Origin of the sequence: Novosphingobium sp. TCA1 (genome assembly GCF_009811895.1) — a bacterium.
Lineage (GTDB): Bacteria > Pseudomonadota > Alphaproteobacteria > Sphingomonadales > Sphingomonadaceae > Novosphingobium > Novosphingobium panipatense_A.
Map to the genome: position 1 here is coordinate 71,952 of NZ_BLJH01000021.1, position 12,776 is coordinate 84,727.

The window sequence follows — 12,776 nt, forward strand, 5'->3', positions numbered from 1 at the left end:
CGCCATGAGCGATCCCAAAGGCGAGAATGATTCGCAACAAGGTGCCGGAGGCCGTATTCCCGGCGCGGCCGGCATTCCGGCTTTCGTGCTCTCGGCGGCCGAACCTTCCGCAATTCCGATATTGATCGCAGCGCCGCACGCGGGGCGCGCCTATCCCTCGTCGCTGCTTCAGGGGATGCGGCACCCGGAAACGGTCGCGGTCAAGCTGGAGGATCGTTTCGTCGATCGCATCGCCAAAGGCGTTGCCCGGGCGACGGGCGCGCCCTTGCTCTATGCTCAGGCGCCGCGCGCGATGATCGATCTCAATCGCGCCCCGGACGACGTCGATTGGGAAATGTTCACCCGGGCGTCGCGCCCGGAGGGGTCGCGCGGCTTGCCGAGTCGTCGGGTACGCAGCGGGCTGGGTCTCATTCCGCGCCGCTTGCCCGGGATGGGTGAAATCTGGAGGGGGCGCCTGGAGCGCGCCGATCTCCAGGCGCGCGTAGATAATGTGCATGAGCCCTATCATACCGCTCTGGGCAAGGTCCTGGGGGATCTGCGGGAGCGCTGGGGAGCGGCGCTGCTGCTTGACCTGCATTCGATGCCGCCGCTGGTGCCGAGGCCGGGATGCGAGCCTGCACGCTTCGTGGTCGGGGATCGGTTCGGGGCAAGCTGCCACGGCAGCCTGATCGGCGCGGCCTTTTCGCATTTTGCCGAGCAGGGGTGGGAGGCGGCCCACAATCGTCCTTATGCAGGCGGCTACGTACTCGATCGGCACGGCGCGCCGAACGAATCGATCCACGCCCTGCAGTTGGAAATCGACCGTAGCTGCTATCTCGATTCGCGACTTGTCGAGCCGGGGCCGGGCATGGAGGCCATGATCGAACTGCTCTCGGGGCTGGTGCGTCGTCTGGCGACGGCGGTATGCGATCTTGCGCAGGACCGGGGCAGCAAGGTCTGGGCCCAGGCAGCGGAATAGTCCGCGTTTCGCAATGCTTTTTTGAGATCGCCCGCGAGAACTCAGGGCATTAAAAAACCACCTCGCGCGATGCGCGAGGTGGCCAAGGTTCAGGGAGGAGGTGCACGATGTGCACCAAACCCGACCGGGCCATGAGGGTAGCGCCGATCAGGTAGCCCTAACATAGCAAGCCTGATGGCACATTCAACCCCTAGAATGGGGCAAGCGAGATATGTTTTGCAAGCACGGGTTTGAATGGCGTCGCATAAAGGAGCGGAGGTGTGACAATTATGTCATAAACCTCCGCTCCGAGCCGGATCAGGCGGCGGGCAGGACCTGCGGGCCCTTGCCCTGCGAAACCTGGCGACCGAAGATTTCGCGCACGAGGTCGAGCGAGAAGAGGTGGGCGTAGATCAGCGGCAGCATGCCGTTCTGGTTCCACTGGCGCAGAACGTCGCCGCGCACTTCGCGCAGCTTGGTCTCGTCGACCATCTGGAAGCCGCGATAGGTGAAGGGCTGGCCGGTGCCGATGTCGATGTTCAGTTCGCCGTCCATCAGCAGGTTGTGCTTGGCCAGTTCCGCCATGAAGTTGGCGGTCTTGGTGCCGGCGATCTCGAAGTTCTCGCAGAACTTGAGCATGTTCGTGGTGGCTTCGGTGGGCTCGGTGCCGTCGAACAGCGCTTCGCCGTCTTCACCTTCGCCCACGAGATCGCTGGTGGGGTCGATGCAGAGCGAAAGTTCTTCGGCATCGGGGCGCAGGCGCGCCAGCATGAAGGGATAGCGGCGCGCATAGGCCGGGATGTAGACCGGCGTGTTCACGGTGCCGTCTTCGTCGACATAGACGTTCACGCCTTCGTTCATGCCCATCAGCACGAGCGGAACCGGGTTCTCGCCGGCCGTGAAGATGATCGGGAAATGGCGCTGGGCCTGCGGGAATTCCTCGACGGTCAGCGGGATCGAGTTCACGCCGACGAGCCAGGTCGCCTTGTCGGTCGAGCGGGTCTTCCAGGTGGTGTGCTGCTGCGAGTTGAGCGGCACGAGGTCCTTGTAGAACAGGGGCAGGGCAGGATTCTGCGGCGCGGTGGCCATTGCGATACTCTCCGCAAGACAGGAAATTTCGAAGGCGCCGCTTTAGGGGCTGCGCGAGGCGGGCGCAAGCGGCGCGCCCGCCGAAACGGGGATATCGGGCGAGTCGGGCTTGTCCAGCCCGCGCGGCCTGTCGATTTGCCGATCCGGCGCGCCTCAGGCCGCGCTCAGACCAGCTTTCCGGGGTTGAAAAGGCCCTGCGGATCGAGCGCCCGCTTGACCGTGCGCAGCACCGAAAGCGCGACGGGATCGCCCAGGCGAGCCAGTTCGTCCCTCTTGAGCTGGCCGATGCCGTGCTCTGCAGAGATCGAGCCGCCCCATTCGGTGACGAGGTCGTGGACGTAGCGGCTGATCGCCTTGCCTTCACCGGCCTGCCAGGCGGGGCCGTCGGTGACGCTGGGGGCGATCACGTGATAGTGGACATTGCCGTCCCCGAGGTGGCCGAAAGCGATGGCCTCGGTGCCGGGCCATTTCGCCTCGATCATGGGAATCGTGGTCTCCACGAAGTCCGGCATCTTTTCCACCGGCACGGAGATGTCATGCTGGACGGCAGGTCCGCGGGCGCGCTCCGCAGGCGAAATCGATTCGCGCAGCAGCCACATCGCCTCGGCCTGAGCCTCGCTCGTCGACATCGCGGCGTCCTCGACGAGTTCGTTCTCGAAAGCGTCGGCCATCATCGCCTCGCAACGATCGCGCAGCGTCGCCGCTGCGGAACTGTCCGCGACGACTTCGATAAGGACGTGCCAGGCGTGGCCCTCGGCGAGTGGTGCGCGGGTATCTGGAAGATGGTCGAGCACGGCTTCCAGACAGGCCTGCGGCAGGACTTCGAAGCCTTCCAGCGCATTGCAGACCGCCGCCTCGCAGTGCAGGAGCAGCTTGCGCGCGGTGCCAAGCGAGGGCACGCCCGCCCATACCACCACGCGCTCGGCTACGGCCGGGGACAGTGCCAGGGTCGCGGCCGTCACCACGCCCATCGTCCCTTCCGAACCGATCAGCAATTGCTTGAGGTCGAAGCCGCGATTGTCCTTCTTCAGCGGCGTCAGCATCGAGAAGACCTGACCGTCGGGCAATACCGCCTCCAGTCCCAGCACCAGCGCCCGCATGGAGCCGTGACGCAGGACCTGCGTTCCCCCGGCATTGGTCGAGATCAGCCCGCCGACCGTGGCCGAGCCCTTGCCGCCGAGCGAGAGCGGAAAGCGCAGCCCTTTCGCTTCCGCTGCCTCATGAAGCGTCTGGAGCACGACGCCCGCCTCGCAAGTGACCTGCCGGGCCTCGGTGTCGAGCGTACGAATCGCGTTCATCCGGCGCAGCGACAGCAAAATCGCCGCGCCGCTCGAATCGGGAGTCGCGCCGCCCGACATGCCGCTGTTGCCGCCCTGGGGGACGATCGGCACGCCATGCTTGGCACAGAGCCGCACGATAGCGGCCACTTCTTCGACATCGGCAGGGGAGGCAAGGGCGAGGGCGCGGCCGGTGTAGCGCCCGCGCCAGTCGGTCAGCCAGGGGGTGAGGAGGTCGGCGTCGGTGGTGAAACCGCGCGGGCCGAGCAGGTCGGCGGCTTCGGCGAGAAAGCTGTCGGTGTTCGTCATGGCGGCGATATGGCACAGGCGGAGAAAGGTTTCACCAGCGCTCTTTGCGGGGTATCGACCGGGACATGCGTCGTGCCGAGTTAAGCGCCGGTTCAAGGTCTTGCTCTAATTCGGCATGACGCGCGCGCCCGAGGACCGTTCCCTTTCATGAATCTCGCTTCCGTTCTGCTCTACCCCTTTGCGCTGCTGCTGCCCGCAGTCGGCTTGGGCGGCGGCTCGGGCGACGGCGGCCGTTCGAAGCATGAGGAACCCCGCGAACCGGTCGCCGTGCCAGGCGTTCAGGGCTATGCTTGGCCGGACGATTTTCCCGATTCGCCAAGCGCCTGGCCTTTCGCGGCGGAAGCTTTCGAACAGGTGGAGCCGGACAGCGCCTGGCAAGTGCGGATCGAGCAGCGCATGACGATTCGCATCAGCCCGCGCGCGCAGATGCCCGCGCCGCCGGACATGCTGATGGGCATGCCGGGGCGCGGCGACGATGCGCCGCGCTATTCGGAGCGCAAGATCGGCAAGTGCCTGCCCATGTCCGGGATCGCGGGGGTCCAACCCGATGGCCAGAGCCGATTGCTGCTGTTCATGCGCGACCGCCGCGTCGTCGGTGCCGATCTGGAGCGCGGATGCCGTGCGGGTGCGTTCTATTCCGGCTTCCTGCTGTCGCGCACCTCCGACGGGCAGCTTTGCGTGGACCGCGACGAACTTCTTTCGCGTAGCGGAACGACCTGCAAGCTGACGCGCATTCGCCAGCTGGTGGCGACCGGGCGTTAGGACAGGTCCGACGGGACCTGCATTTTGCATTTGCGCCGCGTCCTGCGGAGCCAATTGTGCTGCCTTGCGCGGATTTCCTTGACTTCTGCGCTATTTCCCGACTAGGCGGCGCGCAGGTGTACGATTGGCTTGCGCGCGGATCCCGTGATTCGATGTCCGCTGCCACGCCGCGACATAATCGAAGTACCCTGCATTCTCGCAAGATTCCTGCCTATGAGACCTGACTGTCTATGAACTTTGCCGATCTCGGCCTGTCTGACGAATTGCTGCAAGCGGTGGAAACTGCCGGCTACAGCGAGCCGACTCCCATCCAGGCGCAAGCGATTCCCCCGGTCCTGATGATGAAGGACCTCATCGGCATCGCCCAGACCGGTACCGGCAAGACGGCCAGCTTCGTGCTGCCGATGATCGACATTCTGGCCCACGGTCGGCGCCGCGCGCTGATGCCGCGCTCGCTGATTCTCGAACCGACGCGCGAACTCGCTGCTCAAGTCGCCGAGAATTTCGAGAAGTACGGCAAGAACCACGACCTCAAGATGGCGCTGCTGATCGGCGGCGTGCAGATGGGCGATCAGGTCAAGGCGCTTCAGGAAGGCGTGGACGTGCTGATCGCCACGCCGGGCCGCCTGATGGACCTGTTCGAGCGCGGCAAGATCCTGCTGACGGGCTGCGAACTGCTGGTCATCGACGAGGCGGACCGCATGCTCGACATGGGCTTCATCCCTGATATCGAGACGATCTGCTCCAAGCTGCCCACCAACCGGCAGACGCTGCTGTTCTCGGCAACGATGCCGCCGGTGATCAAGAAGCTGGCCGACCGGTTCCTGTCGAACCCCAAATATATCGAAGTGGCCCGCCCGGCGACGACGAACACCAACATCGTCCAGCACAAGGTCGCGGTGACTACGCGCAAGAAGCGCGAAGTGCTGCGTCACCTGCTGCGCAATGACGATGTGTCCACCGCGATCATCTTCGCCAACCGCAAGACCACTGTGCGCGAACTGGCCAAGAGCCTGAAGCGGCACGGCTTTGCCGCCGGTGAGATTCACGGCGACATGGACCAGCCCGCCCGCCTAGCCGAACTCCAGCGGTTCAAGGACGGATCGATCAATATCCTGGTCGCCTCCGACGTGGCGGCGCGCGGTCTCGATGTGAAAGGCGTGAGCCACGTCTTCAACTTCGACACCCCCTGGCACCCGGACGATTACGTCCACCGCATCGGCCGTACGGGCCGCGGCGGTGCTTCCGGCCGCGCCTTCACTTTCGTGGCGCCTGAAGATGCCGAGGCGATCGACAATGTCGAGAAGCTGACCGGCGGCAAGATTCCGGTCTATCAGATGCCTGCCGAAGAGGCCGCCCCGGCGCCGGCGCGCGAGGAAAAGCCACGCCGCGAAAAGCGTGAGCGTTCGCCCGCTCGCGAAGAACGTGCGCCCGTTCGTGAAGAGCGCGTCGCCGTTCGCGAGGATAGCACCCCGATCCGGGAAGAACGCGCTCCGCGCCGAGAAAGCCGCGGTGACGAACAGCGCCGCGAACGTCGCTCGGAAGGCAACCGCTCGCGTCGCCGTGAGCAGGAACCGGCGGATGACGGCTGGAACGGCCCGATCCCCGAATTCCTGCACGTTTCCGCGCTTGCATAAAAATACCGGCGCCTGAGAATCTGGCGCCTAAAACAGGCACCTGACAAGATCTGCAAGCGGCATTGGTTCGTCTGCCGACGTGCTCGATGGCGCTTGCCTCCCCCCGTCGGCCCGTGCGAGGTTGCCGCGACAGCTTCTCGGCAGCGGGGTTTCCATGAAGATCAGGCAGATACTGGCTCTTGCGGGCATGCTCACCAGCTCCTGCGCGGGCCTCGCGGAAAGCGGTTCGGAAGTCCGCGTGGAAAGCGGCCTGCTGCGCGGCACCATCGAAAACGATGTGGCAAGCTGGAAGGGCATTCCCTTTGCAGCGCCGCCTGTGGGGCCGCTGCGCTGGCGCGCACCGCAGCCTGCCGCGCATTGGGATGGCGTGCGCAGTGCCGCCGCTTACGGGCACGATTGCATGCAGAAGCCCTTCGACGGAGACGCAGCGCCGCTGGGCACGCCGCCTGCCGAAGATTGCCTCTACGCCAATGTCTGGCGCCCGGCCGAGCTGAAGGGCAAGCTGCCTGTCATCGTGTGGATCTACGGCGGCGGCTTCGTGAACGGCGGCGCGTCGCCTCCGACATATTCGGGTGCGGAACTGGCGCGCAAGGGCGCGGTGTTCTTCAGCTTCAACTACCGGGTCGGCCGTTTCGGCACTTTCGCCCATCCTGCGCTCACGCGCGCCGCCGAGGACGGCGGGCGCACCGGCAATTACGGCTACATGGACCAATTGGCCGCGCTGCGCTGGGTGAAGCGCAATATCGCCGCATTCGGCGGTGACCCGGACAACGTCACGATCATCGGCGAGAGCGCCGGGGGCATGTCGGTCCACAATCTGGTGACCTCGCCCGAAGCTGAAGGACTGTTCGACAAGGCGGTGGTCATGTCGGGCGGCAACGGCACCGCACTGGCCGGATCGGACCTGTCCTCGGCCGAAGCGATCGGTGTGCGCTTTGCCGAGGGCAAGGGAATCGCTCAGGACGATCCGCAGGCTCTGGAAAAGCTGCGGGGGCTTTCCGGCGAGCAGGTGGTAGACGGGCTCAATCTGGCCGCGCTCTTCGTGCCGGACGGCCAGCCCCGCACTTTCGCCAGCCCGTTCCCGGACGGCCGCGTGGCGGTGGACCAGCGCAAGGCTTACGAGGAAGGGCACTTCCACCACGTCCCGATGTTGATCGGCGCGACAAGCGACGATATCGGCGGGGTGAGCGGGGGGATGATCGCCGGGGCCAGGCAGATCGCCGGTCTCGTCGCCAGGGCCGGGGTCCCGGTCTACGAATACCGCTTTTCCTATGTGGCGACTTCGCTTGCGGGAGGCGGGAAGGGGGCGGGACATGCCACGGATATCCCCTTCTTCTTCGATACGCAGGCGGTGAAATATGGAGCCGCTACAAGCGCGCGTGACGATGCGATGGGGCGGACGATCAGCACCTACCTCGTGAATTTCGCCCGCAGCGGCAATCCCAACGGCGATTCGCTGCCCCAATGGCAGGCCCGGACGGGAGAAGGCGGCGATATCCTCGACTTCGCGCCGGATGGAACCGCGAAATATGGCGCGGATCCGTGGCTGGCCCGGATCAAGGCCGCCCCGCTCAAGTCAGGCCTTTGAAGCGCCGGTTCAGGCCGGTTTGACGAAGCTGTCGAGCACCCGCTTGCGCCCGGCCTGTTCGAATTCGATTTCCAGCTTGTTGCCTTCCTGCGAGACGACGGCACCGTAACCGAACTTCTCGTGGAACACCCGGCTGCCGATCTCGAGATCGGTACGCGGCTTGGCGGCGAAGCTGGCGGCGCTGCGGGTCGATTCGGCGATCTTGCGCGGGGCGGGATCGAATTCGCGGGCGGCGGCGCGCTGCCAGCCCGGGCCGCGCGTGACGGTGCGTGCGGGCTGGGCGCGGGCGACATCGGCGAAAGGATCGCCCATTTCCGACCACTGCGCGCGCCACAGCGAAGCGCCGCCCGACAGCGTGGTTTCGCTTTCGACGTGATCGTCCGGCAGTTCGGCAATGAAGCGCGAGGGGATGGAACTGGTCCATTGGCCGTAGATGCGGCGGTTGGCGGCATGAAGGATCGTACACTTGCGCCGTGCCCGCGTGATGGCAACGTAGGCGAGGCGGCGCTCCTCCTCCAGGCTGGCCAGGCCGCCTTCGTCCATGGCCCGCTGCGAGGGGAACACGCCTTCTTCCCAGCCCGGCAGGAAGACGTGATCGAATTCCAGCCCCTTGGCGGCGTGCATGGTCATGATCGTGACCTTTTCCTCGTCCGAGGCCGCGTCGTTATCCATGACGAGGCTGACGTGTTCGAGGAAATCGCCGAGGCCTTCGTATTCGTCCATGGCGCGGGCGAGTTCGACGAGGTTTTCCAGGCGACCGGATGCCTCCGGCGTCTTTTCGGCCTGAAGCGCGTCGGTGTAGCCGCTTTCGTCCAGAACGGTCCGCAGGAGGTCGGCCGGGTTCTCGGTGCCCGACAGGTCGCGCCAGCGGGCGAAATCGCGCATCAACGCCAGGAAGGTGTTGCGCGCGCGGGCGGGAAGCTCGTCGGTATCGGCGATCTCGATCGCGGCCATGGCCAGCGGAATGCCCCGGCGGCGGGCCAGCGTGTGGAGCGCTTCGAGAGCCTTGGCACCAAGCCCGCGCTTGGGGGCATTGTAGATGCGCTCGAAAGCGAGATCATCCGCAGGCTGGGCAATGACGCGCAGATAGGCGAGGGCGTCGCGGATTTCGGCGCGCTCGTAGAAACGGAAGCCGCCGACGATGCGGTATTTCATGCCGATCGAGATGAAGCGGTCTTCGAATTCGCGCGTCTGGTACTGGGCGCGCACGAGGATGGCGATCTGGTCGAGCGGGGCGCCCTCGCGTTCAAGCCGCTCGATCTCGTCACCGACGCGGCGGGCTTCCTCCGGGGCGTCCCAGACGCCGATGACGCGCACTTTGTCTCCGGCGTGACGCTCGGTCCAGAGCGTCTTGCCGAGGCGCTGCGTGTTCTCTCCGATCAGGCCCGAAGCGGCGGCTAGGATCTGGGGAGTGGAGCGATAGTTCTGCTCCAGCCTGATCACCTTGGCGCCCGGAAAATCCTTTTCGAACTTGAGGATATTGGCCACTTCCGCGCCGCGCCAGGAATAGATCGACTGGTCGTCGTCCCCCACTACGCAGATGTTCTTGCGCACTTGCGCGATGAGGCGCAGCCAGAGGTACTGGACCTGGTTGGTGTCCTGATATTCGTCCACCATCACGTATTTGAAGCGCTGCTGGTACTGTTCGAGCACCTCGCGGTTGGTGCGCAGGATGTTCAGCATGTGCAGCAGCAGATCGCCGAAATCGCAGGCGTTCACCGCTTTCAGGCGATCCTGGTAGAGCTGGTAGAACTTCTGGCCGCGCCCATTGGCGTAAGCCTCGTTCTCGCCCGCATCGAGATCGGCGGGATTGAGGCCGCGGTTCTTCCAGCGATCGATGCATCCGGCAAGCTGGCGCGCAGGCCAGCGCTTTTCGTCCAGTCCTTCGGCCTGGATGAGCTGCTTGAGCAGGCGGAGCTGATCGTCGGTATCGATGATGGTGTAGTTGGGCTGCAGCCCCACCAGTTCCGCATGACGGCGCAGCATCTTGGCGGCGATCGCATGGAACGTGCCGAGCCAGGGCATGCCTTCGACGGCGGGACCGATCAGATGCCCCACGCGTTCGCGCATCTCCCGCGCGGCCTTGTTGGTGAAAGTGACGCAGAGGATTTCGCTGGGCCAGGCGAGGCGGCTGCGGACCAGATGCGCAAGCCTGCGGGTGAGCGCCGCCGTCTTGCCCGTACCTGCACCGGCGAGCATCAGCACGGGGCCTTCGGTGGTCAGGACCGCTTCGCGCTGCGGCGGGTTCAGGCCCTCGATCAGGGGGTCGGAAGAAGCGTCGGGCATCGAGGGTTGCAGATCGTTCACCCGTGAACATCTAGGGAACGGAGTGTCGCGGCGCAAGGCCGGTTCGTCGCAGGGGTGGAACAATCCCCCGGCGCCGGGAGTCCGCCTGTCACGGAGAGGTTTCTCGCGAAGAACAACAAGAGCAAGAGGAGAACCAGAGATGCGCAGATATCTCCTTTCAGGCGCGGCGGCGCTGTCCGTGCTGAGCATGGCGAGCGTGATCCACGGCCAGAGCACCGTCGGCGATATGCCGGCTGCCCCCGAAGCGCCTCCACCACCGGCAACCCCGTCCGCACCGAGCGCAGGTATGGCAAAGCCGATCACGCCCTCGACGATGACGCCGGAGCAGAAGTCTACTTACGATACCTGGCCGCCCGAGCAGCGCGCCGACTACGATTCGTGGACGCCCGAATATCAGGCCTATTACTGGAGCCTCACCGCACCCCAACAGAAGGGTTATTGGGCGCTCACGCCCGATCAGCGCGGGCAGATCTACAAGATGACGCCGGAACAGCAGGCGATCGCGTGGAATTCGATCTCGCAGCAGATGGCAGGCAAGACGCCGACCACGCCTCCGGCACAGGCAAACCCTCCGGGTGAAGGCATGCCGACCACCGGCGTTCCCGATCCGCAATCGGCGGATCAGACGGTACGTCCGGCCATGCCGGCCGACCAGAACTATCAGGGAGGCCCATACAAGGGCGCCATGACGCCGCCTCCCGCGACGGCCATGAACAAGGACTATCCGGTCTGCAGCAAGACCGTGACCGATAACTGCCGCAATCGCGGCGGGAAATAGTCGGAAACAGGCCGGTCCCGGACTTTGCGGGACCGGCCTGCTTTTATTCTCCGGTGCGGCGCAGGATGTGCAGCCGTGCCTTGCCGACATCGCGCGTGGATTCGACCTCGAAGCCGCGAATCGCCACCGTCTCGGCCTTGGCGGTTTCGACGCTGACCCAGGTATGCTCGGCAATCCAACCCAGACGCGCTAGCTTGTCGACCGCCACCGCTCCGGCGCCCGTGTCATAGGGCGGGTCGAGCAGGACGAGGTCGAGCGGTTCGCGCGCGGCGCCGAGCGACAGCGCGGAAGCTGCGCGGACGTCGCTGCGGGACTGGGCGTGAAGATTGGCGATATTGCTGCGTATGGCGCGGATCGCCGCTGCGTCCTGATCCACGAAAAGGCAGTGGGCAGCCCCCCGTGAAAGTGCTTCCAGCCCCAGTGCGCCCGATCCTGCGAAGAGGTCGGCGACCTTCAGCCCCTCGAACGTGCCGAGGCGGCTTGCGAGCATGGAGAACAGGGTTTCGCGGGTGCGGTCGGCAGTAGGGCGGGTGGTATCGCCTTCCGGTGCCGCCAGCTTGCGGCCGCGCCACTCACCCGCGACGATACGTAATCCGGTCTTGCCGGGAGCCCCTTTCACGACTGGGCGTCCGGTAGGGTGCGGCGGAAGTTCTCGAGATCGCGCGGGGAGACTTCCACGGCCATGCCCTTGGGCAGGTCGAGCAGGCGGAACGGACCGTAGGAGACGCGGATCAGGCGGCTGACCTGAAGCCCGAGGTGTTCGAGCACGCGGCGCACTTCGCGGTTCTTGCCTTCGGTCAAGGTCATCTCGATCCACTGGTTGCGCCCGGTGCGGCGCTCCATGTTGGCGTCGATCTTGCCGTAGACCACGCCCTCGACCTCGATGCCTTCGATCAGGTCTTCGAGCTGGGCCTGGGTGATGTCGCCGAAAGTACGGGCGCGATAGGTGCGCGGCACGCCGGTGGCGGGAAGCTCAAGCTGGCGCTTGAACTCGCCGTCGTTGGTCAGGAGCAGGAGCCCCTCGGTATTGAGGTCGAGACGGCCGATCGGCATGACGCGGCCGCTGCCTTCGGTCAGGGCGTTGCGCAAGGCGGTGTAGATCGTGGGGCGCCCGGCCGGATCACGTTCGGCGGTCAGCAGGCCCGAGGGCTTGTGGAAAATGAAAAGGCGGGTCTCTTCCGCATCGCGGACCGGGTTGCCGTCCACGGTCACGCCCCTGAGGTTGGGGAGCACGGTGGATGGCGTCTCGATCACCTCTTCACCCAGCTTGACCCGGCCTTCGATGATCAGGCGCTCGGCTTCTCGGCGGCTGGCGATGCCTGCGCGGGCCAGCAGCTTGGCGATGCGTTCGCCCTCGCGCACCGGCATGCCGGGGGTCTTGGGCGTGGGCGCTGCGGCCTGTGGGGCAGGACGGGGGGGCTTGCGGCGGGGGCGTTCGCTGTCGAAGCGTGCGGAATCCGATTGGCGCGGTCCACGCGGCGCATAAGCACTACCGCGAGTATTGCCGCGCGATTCCTGTTCGCCGAATCGTGCGCCGGTGCTGCGGCGCGGCGCGCCGTCTCGCGTAGCGCCGGCCGCACGGGCGGGGCGCTCGCCCCGTGTCGGGGCACCGTCGCGCGATGGCCGTTCGTCACGGAACGGCCGATCGCCGCGTGCAGGGCGTTCGGTGCGGGAAGGGCGATCATCGCGCAAGCGGCGCTCGTCGCGGACCGGGCGCTCGTTACGGCCGAAGAGCTTTTCGTCACGGCCGCTGCGGCCGCCGCGTGCCGGGCGTTCGTCCCGCGCCGCACGCGTATCGCGCGCGTCCCGTGCGGGGCCGTCGCGATAGGCACGTCCCCGACCGCCTTCTTCCCGCCCTGAATCACCCCGACCGGCGCCGCGCCGGGCTCCGGTACCTGAACTGGAGCGCGAAGGGCCACGGGAGGAGCCGCCATCGCGGGAAGAGCCGCCACGCTTCGGGCCGCCGGATTTGAAAGGAGGTTTGGACATTCGCCCGCCCATACCTGTTGATCGCCGCTTCATCCAGCCTTCCCTTGCGCCAAGGCGGCGTTAGGGTGCGCCAACTTGGCATATTCGTGTGTCGGAGCCGGAG

General features: G+C 65.9%; 10 protein-coding genes. 5 read left to right on the plus strand and 5 right to left on the minus strand.

Features of this window, described 5'->3' with window-relative positions:
• Positions 1 to 4 precede the first annotated feature (4 nt).
• Entirely contained in the window at positions 5 to 958 is a 954-nt protein-coding gene (locus NTCA1_RS20590; protein WP_159831663.1) for an N-formylglutamate amidohydrolase, read from the plus strand.
• Between the two features lie 297 nt (positions 959 to 1,255).
• Here the strand turns inward: NTCA1_RS20590 and NTCA1_RS20595 are convergent, their stop codons facing one another.
• Together NTCA1_RS20595 and NTCA1_RS20600 are read right to left on the minus strand one after the other, a co-directional pair.
• Positions 1,256 to 2,026, minus strand: a complete 771-nt coding sequence (locus tag NTCA1_RS20595) for a SapC family protein (RefSeq protein WP_086493934.1) — start codon at positions 2,024 to 2,026, stop codon at positions 1,256 to 1,258.
• A 164-nt stretch (positions 2,027 to 2,190) separates the two neighbouring features.
• A complete protein-coding gene (locus tag NTCA1_RS20600; protein ID WP_159831664.1) occupies positions 2,191 to 3,612 on the minus strand; it encodes an FAD-binding oxidoreductase in 1,422 nt (473 codons plus the stop codon).
• A 147-nt stretch (positions 3,613 to 3,759) separates the two neighbouring features.
• Between NTCA1_RS20600 and NTCA1_RS20605 the strand changes: the two genes are divergently transcribed.
• The 3 genes from NTCA1_RS20605 to NTCA1_RS20615 all read left to right on the plus strand — a co-directional run bounded on the left by NTCA1_RS20605 (position 3,760) and on the right by NTCA1_RS20615 (position 7,599).
• The gene (locus NTCA1_RS20605) at positions 3,760 to 4,374 is read left to right on the plus strand and encodes a hypothetical protein (RefSeq protein WP_159831665.1); all 615 of its coding nucleotides are present in this window, start codon (positions 3,760 to 3,762) and stop codon (positions 4,372 to 4,374) included.
• A gap of 230 nt (positions 4,375 to 4,604) precedes the next feature.
• Positions 4,605 to 6,011: a DEAD/DEAH box helicase gene (locus tag NTCA1_RS20610; protein WP_159831666.1), complete on the plus strand. Its 1,407-nt coding sequence runs from the start codon at positions 4,605 to 4,607 to the stop codon at positions 6,009 to 6,011.
• Positions 6,012 to 6,165: 154 nt separating this feature from the next.
• Positions 6,166 to 7,599, plus strand: coding sequence for a carboxylesterase/lipase family protein (locus tag NTCA1_RS20615; protein WP_159831667.1), 1,434 nt, complete (start codon positions 6,166 to 6,168; stop codon positions 7,597 to 7,599).
• Positions 7,600 to 7,608: 9 nt separating this feature from the next.
• Here the strand turns inward: NTCA1_RS20615 and NTCA1_RS20620 are convergent, their stop codons facing one another.
• Positions 7,609 to 9,885 (minus strand): ATP-dependent helicase, encoded by a 2,277-nt coding sequence (locus NTCA1_RS20620; RefSeq protein WP_159831685.1) that lies wholly within the window; start codon positions 9,883 to 9,885, stop codon positions 7,609 to 7,611.
• Between the two features lie 160 nt (positions 9,886 to 10,045).
• Between NTCA1_RS20620 and NTCA1_RS20625 the strand changes: the two genes are divergently transcribed.
• Positions 10,046 to 10,684 carry a hypothetical protein gene (locus tag NTCA1_RS20625; RefSeq protein WP_159831668.1) on the plus strand — a complete coding sequence of 213 codons (639 nt, stop codon included), beginning with the start codon at positions 10,046 to 10,048 and terminating at the stop codon, positions 10,682 to 10,684.
• 43 nt (positions 10,685 to 10,727) lie between these two features.
• Here NTCA1_RS20625 and rsmD read toward each other — a convergent pair whose 3' ends face one another.
• Both rsmD and NTCA1_RS20635 read right to left on the minus strand, forming a co-directional pair.
• Positions 10,728 to 11,303 (minus strand): 16S rRNA (guanine(966)-N(2))-methyltransferase RsmD, encoded by a 576-nt coding sequence (gene rsmD, locus NTCA1_RS20630; protein ID WP_159831669.1) that lies wholly within the window; start codon positions 11,301 to 11,303, stop codon positions 10,728 to 10,730.
• Positions 11,300 to 12,673, minus strand: coding sequence for a pseudouridine synthase (locus NTCA1_RS20635; RefSeq protein ID WP_201282553.1), 1,374 nt, complete (start codon positions 12,671 to 12,673; stop codon positions 11,300 to 11,302). Before NTCA1_RS20635 ends, rsmD begins: the two co-directional genes overlap by 4 nt.
• Positions 12,674 to 12,776 lie beyond the last annotated feature (103 nt).

What these genes read in the sequence shown, in the direction of transcription:
- NTCA1_RS20605 (WP_159831665.1), top strand. Translation starts at nt 3,760, where the DNA reads ATGAATCTCGCTTCCGTTCTGCTCTACCCCTTTGCGCTGCTGCTGCCC.
- NTCA1_RS20590 (WP_159831663.1), top strand. Translation starts at nt 5, where the DNA reads ATGAGCGATCCCAAAGGCGAGAATGATTCGCAACAAGGTGCCGGAGGC.
- NTCA1_RS20610 (WP_159831666.1), top strand. Translation starts at nt 4,605, where the DNA reads ATGAACTTTGCCGATCTCGGCCTGTCTGACGAATTGCTGCAAGCGGTG.
- NTCA1_RS20620 (WP_159831685.1), bottom strand. Translation starts at nt 9,885, where the DNA reads ATGCCCGACGCTTCTTCCGACCCCCTGATCGAGGGCCTGAACCCGCCG.
- NTCA1_RS20615 (WP_159831667.1), top strand. Translation starts at nt 6,166, where the DNA reads ATGAAGATCAGGCAGATACTGGCTCTTGCGGGCATGCTCACCAGCTCC.
- NTCA1_RS20625 (WP_159831668.1), top strand. Translation starts at nt 10,046, where the DNA reads ATGCGCAGATATCTCCTTTCAGGCGCGGCGGCGCTGTCCGTGCTGAGC.
- NTCA1_RS20595 (WP_086493934.1), bottom strand. Translation starts at nt 2,026, where the DNA reads ATGGCCACCGCGCCGCAGAATCCTGCCCTGCCCCTGTTCTACAAGGAC.
- NTCA1_RS20635 (WP_201282553.1), bottom strand. Translation starts at nt 12,673, where the DNA reads ATGTCCAAACCTCCTTTCAAATCCGGCGGCCCGAAGCGTGGCGGCTCT.
- NTCA1_RS20600 (WP_159831664.1), bottom strand. Translation starts at nt 3,612, where the DNA reads ATGACGAACACCGACAGCTTTCTCGCCGAAGCCGCCGACCTGCTCGGC.